Annotated in this window: 13 protein-coding genes and 1 other RNA gene; 5 read left to right on the top strand and 9 right to left on the bottom strand. The window is 70.5% G+C overall.

What is annotated here, in order from left to right; genetic code table 11:
• Window positions 1–149: LysR family transcriptional regulator (locus RT051_RS13080; RefSeq protein ID WP_313077360.1), on the bottom strand; the 149-nt coding region annotated here is incomplete at its 3' end.
• Window positions 150–292: 143 nt separating this feature from the next.
• On the opposite strand from RT051_RS13080, the gene RT051_RS13085 reads away from it, so the two are divergent.
• Window positions 293–943 (top strand): FMN-dependent NADH-azoreductase, encoded by a 651-nt coding sequence (locus RT051_RS13085; RefSeq protein ID WP_313077340.1) that lies wholly within the window; start codon window positions 293–295, stop codon window positions 941–943.
• 33 nt (window positions 944–976) lie between these two features.
• On the opposite strand, the gene RT051_RS13090 is transcribed toward RT051_RS13085, so the two are convergent.
• The 7 genes from RT051_RS13090 to dnaX form a co-directional block, all read right to left on the bottom strand.
• Window positions 977–2083 (bottom strand): DUF6817 domain-containing protein, encoded by a 1107-nt coding sequence (locus RT051_RS13090; RefSeq protein WP_313077341.1) that lies wholly within the window; start codon window positions 2081–2083, stop codon window positions 977–979.
• A 115-nt stretch (window positions 2084–2198) separates the two neighbouring features.
• On the bottom strand, window positions 2199–2864 hold the full coding sequence (locus tag RT051_RS13095) for a methionine ABC transporter permease (RefSeq protein WP_313077342.1): 666 nt from the start codon (window positions 2862–2864) through the stop codon (window positions 2199–2201).
• Between the two features lie 19 nt (window positions 2865–2883).
• Complete coding sequence (locus tag RT051_RS13100; RefSeq protein ID WP_313077343.1) at window positions 2884–3930, bottom strand: methionine ABC transporter ATP-binding protein; 1047 nt, start codon at window positions 3928–3930, stop codon at window positions 2884–2886.
• A 188-nt stretch (window positions 3931–4118) separates the two neighbouring features.
• The gene (locus RT051_RS13105; protein WP_313077344.1) at window positions 4119–6143 is read right to left on the bottom strand and encodes a response regulator; all 2025 of its coding nucleotides are present in this window, start codon (window positions 6141–6143) and stop codon (window positions 4119–4121) included.
• A 213-nt stretch (window positions 6144–6356) separates the two neighbouring features.
• Complete coding sequence (gene recR / locus RT051_RS13110; RefSeq protein WP_313077345.1) at window positions 6357–6947, bottom strand: recombination mediator RecR; 591 nt, start codon at window positions 6945–6947, stop codon at window positions 6357–6359.
• A gap of 52 nt (window positions 6948–6999) precedes the next feature.
• Window positions 7000–7332 carry a YbaB/EbfC family nucleoid-associated protein gene (locus RT051_RS13115; protein ID WP_313077347.1) on the bottom strand — a complete coding sequence of 111 codons (333 nt, stop codon included), beginning with the start codon at window positions 7330–7332 and terminating at the stop codon, window positions 7000–7002.
• Between the two features lie 64 nt (window positions 7333–7396).
• A complete protein-coding gene (dnaX, locus tag RT051_RS13120) occupies window positions 7397–9268 on the bottom strand; it encodes a DNA polymerase III subunit gamma/tau (protein ID WP_313077350.1) in 1872 nt (623 codons plus the stop codon).
• A gap of 64 nt (window positions 9269–9332) precedes the next feature.
• Between dnaX and ffs the strand changes: the two genes are divergently transcribed.
• Both ffs and RT051_RS13130 read left to right on the top strand, forming a co-directional pair.
• Window positions 9333–9429, top strand: an RNA gene (gene ffs, locus RT051_RS13125) — signal recognition particle sRNA small type.
• Between the two features lie 161 nt (window positions 9430–9590).
• Entirely contained in the window at window positions 9591–10319 is a 729-nt protein-coding gene (locus RT051_RS13130; protein WP_313077352.1) for a hypothetical protein, read from the top strand.
• Here the strand turns inward: RT051_RS13130 and RT051_RS13135 are convergent.
• On the bottom strand, window positions 10309–11619 hold the full coding sequence (locus tag RT051_RS13135; protein WP_313077362.1) for a TIGR03862 family flavoprotein: 1311 nt from the start codon (window positions 11617–11619) through the stop codon (window positions 10309–10311). The genes RT051_RS13130 and RT051_RS13135 overlap by 11 nt on opposite strands.
• Window positions 11620–11857: 238 nt before the next feature.
• Between RT051_RS13135 and trxA the strand changes: the two genes are divergently transcribed.
• A complete protein-coding gene (trxA, locus tag RT051_RS13140) occupies window positions 11858–12190 on the top strand; it encodes a thioredoxin TrxA (protein WP_313077354.1) in 333 nt (110 codons plus the stop codon).
• Between the two features lie 280 nt (window positions 12191–12470).
• On the top strand, window positions 12471–13164 hold a 694-nt coding region (gene rho / locus RT051_RS13145; RefSeq protein WP_313077357.1), incomplete at its 3' end, for a transcription termination factor Rho.

Genomic DNA, 13164 nt, shown 5'->3' on the forward strand with positions numbered 1-13164 from the left:
TGCAGCAGGCGCACGCCCAGGCGCGCCTCCAGCTCGGCCACGCGGCGCGACAGGCGCGATTTCGGAATGCCCAGGGCGCGCCCGGCCGCGGCAAAGCCGCCGCGCTCGGCCACCTCGGCAAAGTAGAGCATGTCGTTCAGATCTTGCATGAGCGCAGTCCTTTCGCTTCATCAACGAGACAATCTATCGCGATGACAGGGCCTTATCAAGCATTCAATCCACAGAGACAATCTATCATTCCCGAAAATTTCGGGTTAACCCTGAACAACACCGAACTCCAGGAAGGACAACCATGCAATTGCTGCACGTCGACTCGGCCATCACCGGCGAACAATCCGTCTCGCGCCAGCTCACCGCGCGCATCGTGCGCGCCTGGCTGGACCACTACCCCGGCACGCGCGTCGAGCACCTGGACCTGGCCGCCGACGCCCCGGCCCACTTCACCATGGACGCCATGGCCCCGCGCACCGGCCAGACCGAGGGCCTGAGCGAGGTGCAGCTGCGCGAGAACGCCGTCTCCGAGCGGCTGGTGCGCCAGTTCCTGGCCGCCGACGTGGTGGTCATCGGCGCGCCGCTGTACAACTTCACCGTCCCGACCCAGCTCAAGGCCTGGATCGATCGCCTGGCCCAGCCCGGGCGCACCTTCCGCTACACCGCCAGTGGCGCCGAAGGGCTGGCCCGGGGCAAGACGGTCATCATCGCCTCCAGCCGCGGCGGCGTGTACTCGACCAGCGAAGCCGGCCGTGCAATGGAGCACCAGGAGAGCTACCTGCAGACGGTGCTGGGCTTCTTCGGCGTGACCGACGTGCGCTTCGTGCGCGCCGAGGGCACGGCCCTGGGGCCGGCCGCGCGGGACGAGGCGCTGACCGCAGCCGCCCGCGAGATCACGGCCCAGGTGTCGCCGGGCGCCGCCAACCCCGAGCGCATCGCCCAGGTGGCCTGACGGACCGGGCCGGGCCGGGCGCCGCGTCGCCCGTCAGCGCAGCGCCAGATTGTTGAGCCGGTCCAGCCGCTCGGGCCAGGTGCCCTCCTCGGCCGATTGCAGCAGGATGCGCGTCCAGGCCACCCAGGCGTCCCACTGCACGCGCTTGTCCCAGGAATTGCCCCAGGCGCAGAACTGTTGCAGCGCCCCGCGCGCGGCGCGCGACGCGTCCTCGGCGCGGCCGGCCGACAGGTAGAGCTGCGCCAGCACCATCTGCGGCTCGCCCACCCAGGGGTTGAGCTGCACGGCCTGCTCCAGCGTGCTGGTGGCCCCGTCCAGGTCCACCAGCGGCTGGGCCAGCTGCGCGACCGACCAGTACAGGGCCATGGCGGCGGCTTCGCGCTGCGCGGTCAGCTCCTGCGTGCAGCCGCCCAGCACCGGCGGCAGCGGCAGCTGGCCGGCCAGCGCCGGGTGCTGCAGCGCCTGGCCCAGGGCCCCCACCTGGCTGACCATGCGCGCGGTGGGACGCATGGGCCCCGGCCACAGCGACGCGGCCCAGTGCACGGCCTGGCGACGCGTGGTGTCGGTGGCAGGGAAGCGCGAGTAGATCTCGTCCTGCCAGCTGAACCACTGCTCGATGGTGTCGGCCATGCTGACGATGACAAACGCCGCGACCTCGTAGGCGCTCAGCCGCACGCTGCTGCGCGGGGCCGGGCCGTTGAGCTCGACCTCCAGCGTGCCGTCCTGCCGCACCTCGCCCGCCAGCACCTTCTGCACGAACTGCCCGCGGCTGATGGTGCAGAACAGGTGCACCAGGTGCTCGGCCTCGGCGCCGACCAGCTCCTGCAGCCGCCGGCGCTCGCTGGCCGCATCGAACTTCACCAGATCGACGAAGGCGTTGCCATAGACGCTGTGCAGCAGGCCCAGCAGGCGTACGTCGCGCGGCTGCTGCCAGACGCTGAGCGAGCGCGCCACGCCCACCAGATGGTGGCGGAAAGTGCCGGCCTTGTGCCAGTCCTGCCCCACGCCGCGCGCCAGCACCACGGGCAGCACCGGGGCCAGGTCGGCGTCGCGCTGCAGCCATTCATCGTCGAGCAGCGGCAGCGCGCGCTGCAGCAGGGTCTCGTCCAGCGGGGCGAAGGGGGGGCGGTCGTCGGTCATGTGCGGGTCTCCTGAAGTTCTGCCCCAAGTATGTGGCAGGCCCGCGATTGATGCCAAATCAGCCCGAAACCCGCGCCAGACAAAGACCTTTAGCTACTAAAAACTGAGCAAGCTGTCAGCGGTGCGACAGCCGCCGCACGGCCCAGTCGCCCAGGCTCTGGATGGCCTGCACGAAGACGATCAGGAGAACCACCACGGCCAGCATCACGTCCGGCAGAAAGCGCTGATAGCCATAGCGGATGCCCAGGTCACCCAGGCCCCCGCCGCCCACGGCACCGGCCATGGCCGAGTAGCCGGTCAGGCTGACGAAGCTGATGGTCAGACCCGCGACGATGCCCGGCAGCGCCTCGGGCAGGAGCACCTTCCAGACGATCTGGCCCGTGGTGGCGCCCATGGACTGCGCCGCCTCGACCAGACCGCCATCGACCTCGCGCAGCGCCGTCTCGACCAGGCGCGCGACGAAGGGCGCAGCCGCCAGCGTCAGTGGCACCACGGCCGCCCAGGTGCCGATGGACGAGCCCGTCACCAGCCGCGTGAACGGGATGATGGCCACCAGCAGGATGATGAAGGGCGTGGAGCGCACGGCGTTCACCACGCCGCCCACCAGCCGATTGGCCCAGCCGTTCTCCAGGATGCCGCCCGCGTCGGTCAGACGCAGGAACACCCCCAGCGGAATGCCCACCAGCCCGCCCAGCACCCCCGAGACGCCCACCATCACCACCGTCTCCCACAGCGAGGTGGCAAACAGCTCCAGCATCACCTGCGAAAAATTCTCGAACATCGCCCGTCCTCCGCTTCCGTCAAACGCCCACATCCACCGTACGCACGGCCACGCCGCCGGCGCGCAGGTAGTCGATGGCCGCGCCGATGCGCGCCATGGGCCCGCTGGCATACACCGCCAGCGAGCCGAAGGTCTGCTGCTGGATTTCGTCGATCTGCCCGTGCAGGATGGACAGGTCCAGCCCCAGCTCGCGGATCAGGTGCGACAGGATGGGCTCGTAGGCCTGCTCGCCCGCGTACGACAGGCGCAGGAGCTGCCCGCCGTGGCCCGGCGCCAGGCGCGCGGCCAGCTGGCGTACGCGCGCGAGCACGCTGGCGGGCAGCTCCTGCGGCACGATCTCGTCGATCAGGCTCTTGGTGATGGACTCGCGCGGGCGGGTGAAGACGTCGATGACGCTGCCCATCTCGGCGATGCGGCCGGCGTCGATCACCGCCACGCGGTCGGCGATCTGCTTGATGACCTGCATCTGGTGCGTGATCAGCACCACCGTCACGCCCAGGTCGCGGTTGACCTGGCGCAGCAGCTCCAGGATGGAGCGGGTGGTCTCGGGGTCCAGCGCGCTGGTGGCCTCGTCGGACAGCAGCACCTTGGGGCGGCTGGCCAGCGCCCGGGCGATGCCCACGCGCTGCTTCTGCCCACCCGAAATCTGCGCCGGGTAGCGGTCGGCCAGGTGCGCCAGGCCAACCAGCTCCAGCAGCGGCCCCACGCGCTCGCGGATCTGCGCGCCGTCCATCCCGGCCAGCTCCAGAGGCAGCGCGGCGTTGCCATAGACGGTGCGCGAGGACAGCAGGTTGAAGTGCTGGAACACCATGCCGATCTCGCGGCGGGCGGCGCGCAGCTCGGCCTCGGGCAGCCGCGTCATGTCGCGTCCTGCGACCAGCACCTGGCCGCTGGAAGGCCGGTTGAGCAGGTTGATCACGCGCACCAGCGAGCTCTTGCCCGCGCCGCTGCGGCCGATGATGCCGAAGACTTCGCCCGGCGTGATGTGCAGGTCGATGCCGCGCAGGGCCTCGACGGGGCCGCCGGGGCTCTGGTAGATCTGGGTGATGCCCCGAAGGTCGATCATGAAAGCAGGGTGATGGCAGAAGCGCGGATGCGCCGCGCCGCCAAGCAGCGCGCAAACATCCGGCAAAGGGTCCAGGAAAAGCGCAGGCAGATGGCTCTGGGGCCGCCCGCGCGGGCTGCGGCTCCGCTGCGGCGGGGCGCAAAAGCCGAGGATTTTATTACCGCGGCCGCCCGGGGGCCGCCCAGGGGTCAGGACTGCTCGGCCGCCTGCTCCTGGTCCATGATCTGCTGGATCTTGCGCACGAAGGCCGGGGCGTCGAAGGGCTTGACGATCAGCTCCATATCCTGGCCGAGCAGGTTCTCGCTGAGCGCGGCGCGCTCGGCATAGCCCGTCATCAGCAGCACGCGGATGGCGGGCAGGCGCTCGCGCGCCAGGTCGGCCACCTGCCGGCCGTTGGGGCCGGGCAGGCCCACGTCGGTGATGAGCAGGTCGAACTGCAGCGCCCCCGACAGCAGCGCCATGGCCTCGGTACCGCTGGCCGCCTGCAGCACCTGGAAGCCCATGTCCGCCAGCAGCTCCACCACCAGCGCGCGCACGGTGGCGTCGTCCTCCACGACCAGCACGGCGTCGCGCCGGCGCGGCAGGGCCTGGGCGCTGAGCTCCACCGGCGCCTCGGCCTGGGCCTCCTGGTTGTCGCTGCGCGGCAGGTACAGGTGCACGGTGGTGCGGCCCTGGCGGCTGTCGATCTCCACGGAGCCGCCCGTCTGGCGCATGTAGCCGTAGATCATCGACAGGCCCAGCCCCGTGCCCTGGCCTATGGGCTTGGTGGTGAAGAAGGGGTCGAAGGCCCGCTCGATCACGTCCGCCGTCATGCCGGTGCCGGAGTCGGTGACGCTCAGGCGCACGTAGTCGCCCGGTGCCAGGCCGCTTTTGCCGCGGCCGCTGCCGTGCTCGTCACTCACGTGCTCGTTGGCCGCAGCCAGCTCCAGCGTGCCGCCGTCGGGCATGGCGTCGCGGGCGTTGATGGCCAGGTTGAGCACCGCGTTCTCCAGCTGGTGCAGGTCGGTGAGCACGCTCCACAGCTGCTCGGGCACCTGCATGGCCAGGCGGATGTTCTCGCCGCAGCTGCTGCGCAGCATGGGTTCGAGCCCCTGCAACACGGCCGCCACATCGGTGGGGCGCACGTCCAGAGGCTGGCGGCGCGAGAACGCCAGCAGCCGCTGCGTGAGCGAGGCCGCGCGGCGCGTGGACGCCAGGGCGGCGTCGATATAGCCCTGCACCTCCTCCACGCGGCCCTGCTGCAGCCGCCGCTGCATGAGTTGCAGGGGCAGCACGATGCCCTGCAGCATGTTGTTGAAATCGTGCGCGATGCCGCCCGTGAGCTGGCCGATGGCCTCCATCTTCTGGCCCTGGCGCAGGCGCTCCTGCGCCTCGCTAAGCTGCTGCGAGCGTTCGAGCTCCTCGGTCTCGTCGCGCCCCACGGCGTGCAGGAACCCGTCGGCCGCCACCACCGACCAGGCGATGGTGCGAACCTGGCCATCGCTGCGCACGAAGCGCATGTGCACCTGGCGGCGCTGCGCGACGGTGCGCAGCAGCGTGCCCTCGGCGTCCAGCGCCGCCGCGTCCTCCGGGCACACGAAGGCACGGATGTGCCGCCCCACGGTATCGGCCTCGCTCCAGCCCAGCGCCGCCGTCCAGCCGGGACTGGCGGCCACGATGACGCCGTCGAAGCGCGAGACGATCATCAGCGCATCCGACATGCTCCACAGCCGGTCGCGGTCGGCCGTACGCAGGGCCACCTGCTGCTCCAGCGACGTGGCCTCGTCGCGCAGCTGGCGCTGCTCCCGCTGTGCCTGCGTGGTCTCGACAACGGTCACCGCGCAGCCGCCCACCCCGCCGTGCTCGTCGCGTATCGGGCTGAAGCAGAAGGTGAACCAGGTCTGCTCGGGGTAGCCGTGGCGCAGCACGGTCAGCGGCATGTCCTGCTTGAAGGTCGCCTCCCCGGCCATGGCGCGCTCGGCGATGTCACGCACGAAGGGCCAGGTCTCGTGCCAGACCTCGGGCAGGGGCCGGCCCAGCGCCTCGGGCTTGTCGCCCAGGATGGGGCGGTAGGCGTCGTTGTAGAACATGAACTGCTGCTCGCCCCAAGCCAGGCACTTCGGAAAGTGCGAGCCGAGCATGAAGTCCAGCACCACGCGCAGCGTCGGGGGCCAGGAGCTGATGGGACCCAGGGGATGCGACGCCCAGTCGAAGGCGCGAATCCTTGCGCTCATCACCCCAGGTGCGTGGGGAAAGTCCTGCGATGAATAAAGGGTGTCGGCCATGCTTGTCCACGAAACGCCATAAGGTGCCGCGGCCCGGCCCCGGGACGTGCCGGGGCGGCCGTGCGCGGCGCGCGCGAAAGCCGCAGTCTAGCGGTGAAACCGCCCTCTGCAAGAACCTCCGGGTCGTCCCTGAGAGGGGCGGGGACTCCTGCCAGAGCTGCTTCAGCGTCGGTCGGCCAGGGCGTGGGCAATGGTGCCCAGGTCCACGTATTCCAGCTCGCTGCCCACCGGCACGCCACGCGCCAGGCGCGTCACGCGCACACCGCGGCGCCTGAGCGCCTCACTCAGGGCATGCGCCGTGGCCTCGCCCTCGGCGGTGAAACTGGTGGCCAGGATGACCTCCTGCACCACCCCGTCGCCGGCGCGCTCAAGCAGCTCCTGCACGCCGATGTCGCGCGGACCCACGCCGTCCAGTGGCGAGAGCCGCCCCATGAGCACGAAGTACAGGCCGCGGAAGGCACCGGTGCGCTCCATGGCGGCCTGGTCGGCCGGCGTTTCCACCACGCACAGGCGCGTGGCGTCGCGCGTGGGGTCGCTGCAGACGGCGCACAGCGCGTCCTCGGTGAAGGTGTGGCAGCGCTCGCAGTGGCGCACGCTGCCCGCCGCCTGCGCCAGCGCCCGCGACAGCAACTGCGCGCCGGCGCGGTCGTGCTGCAGCAGGTGAAAGGCCATGCGCTGGGCGGACTTCTGGCCCACGCCCGGCAGCCGGCGCAGGGCCTGGACCAGGGCGTCGAGGGAGCTGGTATCGGACATGGGTGGATGGTCCAAAAGGTCCGGGGCCGGCCGCGCGACCGGCTCGGAGGTTTCAGAACGGGAACTTCATGCCCGGGGGCAGGCCCGGCATGCCGGCGGTGAGCTTGCCCATCTTCTCCTGCGAAGTCTCCTCGGCGCGGCGCACCGCGGCATTGAAGGCGGCGGCCACCAGGTCTTCCAGCATGTCCTTGTCTTCCTCCAGCAGACTGGGGTCGATGGTGACGCGCCGCACGTCGTGCTTGCAGGTCATGAGCACCTTGACCAGGCCCGCGCCCGATTCGCCCTCGACCTCGATGTTCGCCAGCTCGTCCTGCGCCTTCTTGAGGTTGTCCTGCATGGCCTGGGCCTGCTTCATGAGGCCGGCGAGCTGTCCCTTGTTGAACATGGTTGTGCTTCCTTTGTGTATGGATGGGTGATGAAAATGAAGAGGTTGCGCTGGCGCCGTACCGTCAGGCCGGCCTGATGCTGCCCGGCACGATTTTGGCGCCGAACTCGCGCATGAGCTGCTGCACGTAGGGGTCGGCATGGACGATGGCTTCGGCGCGGCGCTGGCGCTCCTGGGCGGCCTGCGCGTTGCGCCGCGCCGGGCTGTCGGTGACCACGCCTACCTCCACGCTGATCTGGCGGGCGCAGCCCGCCGCCTCCAGCGCCGCGCGCAGGCGCTCGCGCGCCACCGGCTGGTTGAGCGATTCGCGCTCCACGCGGATCAGCCAGTGGTCGTCGTCGCGTGCGACAAGCTGGGACTGCAGCGCCAGCTCGCGCGTCAGGGCGGCGATGGACTCCTGCCCGATGAGCTGCTGCACGGTGGCGTGCCAGACGTCGCCCTCGGCAGTGGGCCGCAACGGGGCGCCGGCCTGCCCGGACGCACCGGCACGGGGCTGCAGGCGCGGGCTGGGCTCGGGTGCGGTCCGCACCGGTACAGCTATATTTTCAATAGCTATATCTCCAAGACCATCAATGGCTGGAGGGCGATTTGATGCAATTTCCTCGGGGGCCCTGACGGGCAGGCGCAGCGGCGGCGCGGGCGCGGGAGCGGCGGGTGCCTGCGCCGCCGGGGTGGCGGCCGGCGGCGGGTGCCGCGGCGCAGGGGGCTCGCCAGGCACGGCCTGCGCGGCGGCGCGGGCGGTCGCCCCGGGCGGGGCCTGGGATGGCGCCTCAGCCGGGGGCGCCTTCAGGCTTTTTTTTTCAGCCGGGGCTGCTGCAGCGGCGGCCTGTCCTGCCGGCTTGAACGCCAGCAGGCGCAGCAGCACCATGACCAGGCCGGCGTATTCGTCCGGCGCAAGGCCCAGCTCCGTGCGGCCGTGCAGGCAGATGCTGTAGAGCAGCTGCGTCTCGTCGGCTGGCAGGGCGGCCGCCAGCCGGGCAATCTCGGCTGCCTCCGGGTCATCACCGTCCTGGCCAGCGGCCTGCGGCACGGCCTGCAGCACGGCCATGCGCTGCAGCACGAGGCTCATGTCTTCAAGCGTCTGCGCCGCCGACAGCCCCTGGGTGCGCAGCAGCTCGCAGGTCTGCAGCACGACCAGGCCGTCGCCCTGCGCAAGCGCGTCGATGAGCGCAAAGACGTGGCTGCGGTCCACGCTGCCGAGCATCTGGCGTACGTCGGCCTCGCGCAGCTCGCCGCCGCCGAAGGCGATCCCCTGGTCGGCGAGCGACAGCGCATCGCGCATGGAGCCGCGCGCCGCGCGCGCCAGCAGGCGCAGGGCCTGCGGCTCGGCCGGCACCTGCTCGGCGGCCAGCACCTGCGTCAGGTGCTCCATCACCGTCTCGGGCACCATGGGCCGCAGGTTGAACTGCAGGCAGCGCGAGAGCACCGTGACCGGCACCTTCTGCGGGTCGGTCGTGGCCAGTACGAACTTCAGGTACTCGGGCGGCTCCTCCAGCGTCTTGAGCATGGCGTTGAAGGCCGTGTTCGTGAGCATGTGCACTTCGTCGATCATGAAGACCTTGAAGCGCCCCTGCACCGGCTTGTACACGGCCTGCTCCAGCAGGCCCTGCACCTCGTCCACGCCGCGGTTGGAGGCGGCATCGAGCTCGGTGTAGTCGGGAAAGCGCCCGGCATCGATGGCCGTGCAGGCCGCGCACACGCCGCACGGCGTGGCGGTGATGCCGCCCTGCCCATCGGGCCCCTGGCAGTTGAGCGACTTGGCCAGGATGCGCGAGACCGTGGTCTTGCCCACGCCGCGCGTGCCGGTGAACAGGTAGGCGTGGTGCAGCCGCTGCTGCGTGAGCGCGTTGACCAGGGCCTGCACCACGTGCTCCTGGCCTACCATCTCCGCGAAGGTCTTGGGACGGTATTTGCGGGCAAGCACAAGGTAGGACATGGGGGCCGATTCTATGTGGCCGCCCACGCCGGCAGGTCATCGCATCGGGGCTACAATCGCCGGCGACGGGCCTCCCCGCATGGGGAAGCGGCCAACCGGGTCAGGTGGGGAACCAAGCAGCCCTAACCGTGGAGCCAGTGCCGGGGGTAAGGCTCGTCACCTTCTTCTCTCTTCTGTCTCCCCCCTTCCCTACCCTGCGGCGCGCGGCCGCACTGCCGGCTTTGTCTGACAGTGAGGAAGGGTTCCGGAGATTGGCAGGGTGGGAGAACATGGACACACTGCGGGCAGCTTCTTCTCGTGCTGCCTGAAAGAGTGTGCTGCCATGACATCGCGACCGCTCCCCCCAGCCTGCCCGCTTCTCCTTCGCGCCGCTGCGCCCGCGCGTGCCGCGCCCCTTCCGCCTTTTGCCTCCCTGTGCCTGGCCGCCCTTGCCGGCTGCCTGCTGGCTGCACCGCCTGCTCGCGCCGCCCTGGCCGGGGAAGGTCTGGCCGCCCAGGCCGGCGTCGCGCTCGCCGAAGAGGCGCAAGGACCTGCCCGGCAGGCCGTCCAGGCACCCTACACCCTGCGCAGCGAGGACGCCGCCGCCTTCATCGACCTGCCCGGCGCTGGCACGACGGCACGGCAGGACGGCGGCGCGCTGCGCTACACCGATGTGACCGGCTGGCTCACGCCCGGGCGGGCATCCAGCCTGGGCCTGACGCTGGGCCTGGTCTCGGCGCAGCCGGGCGATGGCGCGGCCGCCGCGCCGGGCGCCCTGGCCTATGACCTGGGCATGCGCTGGCGCCTGCGCATGGACGCGCGCAAGCACCTGGACGTGCAGGCCTGGACGCGCCAGTCACAGTTCTCGGCCACGCCCCAGGCATTGAGCATGGTCTGGTCGCACAGCCCCGCCGCCGTGGGAGCGCGCATGGAAGTGCAGTGGAAGGCCTCGCGCACCGGGGGCCTGATCCCCGAGTTCGGCGCCGTCGGCGTACAGCTGCAGGGCGACGCCAAGCTGCTGCTGCGCGCCCGCCGCGGCGGGCCGATGGTGTATTACCGCGCTAAGTTCTGAGCCAGCGCGCCGCGCCCTCGCCCGCGGCCCGGCCCGTGGCAAAGCAGGCGGTGAGCAGGTAGCCGCCCGTGGGCGCCTCCCAGTCGAGCATCTCGCCGGCGCAGAACACGCCGGGCAAGGCGTGCAGCATCAGCGTGCCGGGGTCCAACGCCTCGAACGCCACGCCGCCGGCCGTGCTGATGCTCTCATCCACAGGGCGCGGGCGCGCCAGCGTGAGGGGCAGCGCCTTGATGGTGCGCGCCAGCAGCGCCGGGTCCTGCATGCCGTCCCGCCCCAGCACCTCGTGCAGCACGGCCGCCTTGATGCCCGACAGGCCCAGGCGGGTCTTCAGGTGGCTGGACAGGCTGCGTGCGCCGCGCGGGTGGCGCACCTCGGCCAGCACGCGCTCGGCCGCATGGTCGGGCAGCAGGTCCAGGTGCAGCGTTGCATGCCCGTGGGCGGCGATCTCGTCGCGCAGCAGGCTGGAGACGGCATAGATCAGGCTGCCCTCCACACCCGTGGCGGTGGCGACGAACTCGCCGCGCCGCGCAAAGGCGCGTCCCTGGCTGTCGGCAAACGACAGCGCCACGGATTTGAACGGCTGCCCGGCAAAGCGCTCCGAAAAATACGTCGACCAGCCGATCGCCGGCTCGCCCTGCCCCAGCAGTTCGCGCAGGAACTCGCGCCGCGTCTCGCCCTGGGGCGCCTGGGCGCTCAGCACATCGAAGCCGCAATTGGCGGGCACCAGGGGCTGCACGGGCACGCCCCGCGCGGCCAGCCAGGGCGCCCATGCGCCGTCCGAGCCCAGGCGGGCCCAGCTGGCGCCGCCCAGGGCCAGCACCACGGCCCGCGCCCGCACCGTGGCGCCACCCGCCGGCGTGGCGAACTGCAGGTGCTGTACGCCCGCCTCCACATCCGCCCCCGCCGCCTGGGCCCAGCCCAGCCAGCGATGGCGCATGTGCATCTGCACGCCCTGGCCGCGCAGGCGCTGCAGCCAAGCGCGCAGCAGCGGCGCGGCCTTCATGTCGGCGGGAAAGACGCGGCCCGAGGTGCCGACGAAGGTCTCGACACCCAGGTCGTGCGCCCAGGCGCGCAGGGCGTCGGCGCCGAAGGCCCCGACCAGGGGCGCCAGCTGCGCCTGGCGCTCGCCATAGCGCCCGAGGAAGGACGCCAGCGGCTCGGAGTGCGTGAGGTTGAGCCCGCCCTTGCCGGCCAACAGGAATTTGCGCCCTGCCGAGGGCATGGCGTCGAAGACGCGCACTTGAGCGCCCGCGGCTGCGGCCGCCTCCGCCGCCATCAGGCCGGCAGGCCCCGCGCCCATGACGGCCAGGTCGATCAGGGGGCCGGGGGCCGGCGCAGGTTGCAGGGTCGTTCCATCCAGATTCACTAGGGGCTCTCTTGTCGAATGCGTGCCGGCCGCGTCAGGGTCTTGCGCTATGACTGTCATAGCGCCAGCGGCTTCCCGCAGAGTCATGCGGAGCGCGGCTTTCTGTCACAATGGCCGGACTGTATCCGCACCCGCGTGCCCCCAGACCCAGAAGGAACCCAAGGAACTCACCATGGCCAGCGACCTGATCAAACAACTCTCCGACGCCAGCTTCGAAGCCGACGTGCTCCAGGCCAGCACGCCGGTGCTGGTGGACTTCTGGGCCGAATGGTGTGGCCCCTGCAAGATGATCGCCCCCATCCTCGATGAGGTGGCAGGCAGCTACCAGGGCCGCCTCACGGTGGCCAAGATGAACGTGGACGACAACCGCGAAGTGCCGGCCCGCTTCGGCATCCGCGGCATCCCAACGCTGATGCTGTTCAAGGACGGCCAGCTGGCCGCCACCAAGGTGGGAGCGCTGAGCAAGGCGCAGCTGACCGCCTTCATCGACCAGCAGCTGGGCTGACCGCCCCCCGCGGCCGGGCGTTGCGCAGCGCCCGGCCGCCGTGTTTTTGCCGCCGGCATCGGCCCCTGCTGCCGCTGCGCGATGCGCCCCGCGCAGCAGGCCTGCCGGGCGGAAATTTTTCCTGTCATAATTTGCGCGCTGATCGCACTGCCGCACTCCCCTCCCCGCGGCAGGCTCCGGATCACCGGCTCGTCCTCTTCGCCACTACCGTGGCATGCACGGCACGCAGCCCCACCCTCACCCCAAGACACCCCATTCACTCCGCCCAGGGAGTCATTTCATGCACCTTAACGAACTCAAGGCTCTGCACGTCTCCGAAGTGCTCAAGCAGGCCGAAGCGCTGGAGATCGAAAACGGCGGCCGCATGCGCAAGCAGGAGCTGATGTTCGCCATCATCAAGAAGCGGGCGAAAGCCGGCGAACAGGTGTTCGCCGACGGCGTGCTGGAGATCCTGCCTGACGGCTTCGGCTTCCTGCGCAGCCCCGACACCAGCTACACGGCCTCGACGGACGACATCTACATCTCGCCCAGCCAAGTGCGCCGCTTCAACCTGCACACCGGCGACATGATCGAGGGCGAGGTGCGCATCCCCAAGGATGGCGAGCGCTACTTTGCCCTGACCAAGCTGGACAAGGTCAACGGCATGGCGCCCGAGCAGAACAAGCACAAGGTGATGTTCGAGAACTTGACGCCGCTGTTCCCCAAGGAGCAGATGAAGCTCGAGCGCGACATCAAGGGCGAAGAAAACATCACCGGCCGCATCATCGACATCATCGCCCCCATCGGCCGCGGCCAGCGCGCGCTGATCGTCGCGCCCCCGAAGAGCGGCAAGACCATGATGATGCAGAGCATCGCCCACGCCATCACGGCCAACCACCCGGACGTGCACATGATGGTGCTGCTGGTCGACGAGCGTCCGGAGGAAGTGACGGAGATGCAGCGCTCGGTCAAGGGCGAGATCATCGCCTCGACCT

It is taken from the genome of Melaminivora sp. (genome assembly GCF_032059615.1).
Taxonomy (GTDB): domain Bacteria; phylum Pseudomonadota; class Gammaproteobacteria; order Burkholderiales; family Burkholderiaceae_C; genus Melaminivora.

What these genes read in the sequence shown, in the direction of transcription:
- RT051_RS13085 (WP_313077340.1), top strand. Translation starts at nt 293, where the DNA reads ATGCAATTGCTGCACGTCGACTCGGCCATCACCGGCGAACAATCCGTC.
- RT051_RS13090 (WP_313077341.1), bottom strand. Translation starts at nt 2,083, where the DNA reads ATGACCGACGACCGCCCCCCCTTCGCCCCGCTGGACGAGACCCTGCTG.
- RT051_RS13095 (WP_313077342.1), bottom strand. Translation starts at nt 2,864, where the DNA reads ATGTTCGAGAATTTTTCGCAGGTGATGCTGGAGCTGTTTGCCACCTCG.
- RT051_RS13100 (WP_313077343.1), bottom strand. Translation starts at nt 3,930, where the DNA reads ATGATCGACCTTCGGGGCATCACCCAGATCTACCAGAGCCCCGGCGGC.
- RT051_RS13105 (WP_313077344.1), bottom strand. Translation starts at nt 6,143, where the DNA reads ATGAGCGCAAGGATTCGCGCCTTCGACTGGGCGTCGCATCCCCTGGGT.
- recR (WP_313077345.1), bottom strand. Translation starts at nt 6,947, where the DNA reads ATGTCCGATACCAGCTCCCTCGACGCCCTGGTCCAGGCCCTGCGCCGG.
- RT051_RS13115 (WP_313077347.1), bottom strand. Translation starts at nt 7,332, where the DNA reads ATGTTCAACAAGGGACAGCTCGCCGGCCTCATGAAGCAGGCCCAGGCC.
- dnaX (WP_313077350.1), bottom strand. Translation starts at nt 9,268, where the DNA reads ATGTCCTACCTTGTGCTTGCCCGCAAATACCGTCCCAAGACCTTCGCG.
- RT051_RS13130 (WP_313077352.1), top strand. Translation starts at nt 9,591, where the DNA reads ATGACATCGCGACCGCTCCCCCCAGCCTGCCCGCTTCTCCTTCGCGCC.
- RT051_RS13135 (WP_313077362.1), bottom strand. Translation starts at nt 11,619, where the DNA reads ATGGGCGCGGGGCCTGCCGGCCTGATGGCGGCGGAGGCGGCCGCAGCC.
- trxA (WP_313077354.1), top strand. Translation starts at nt 11,858, where the DNA reads ATGGCCAGCGACCTGATCAAACAACTCTCCGACGCCAGCTTCGAAGCC.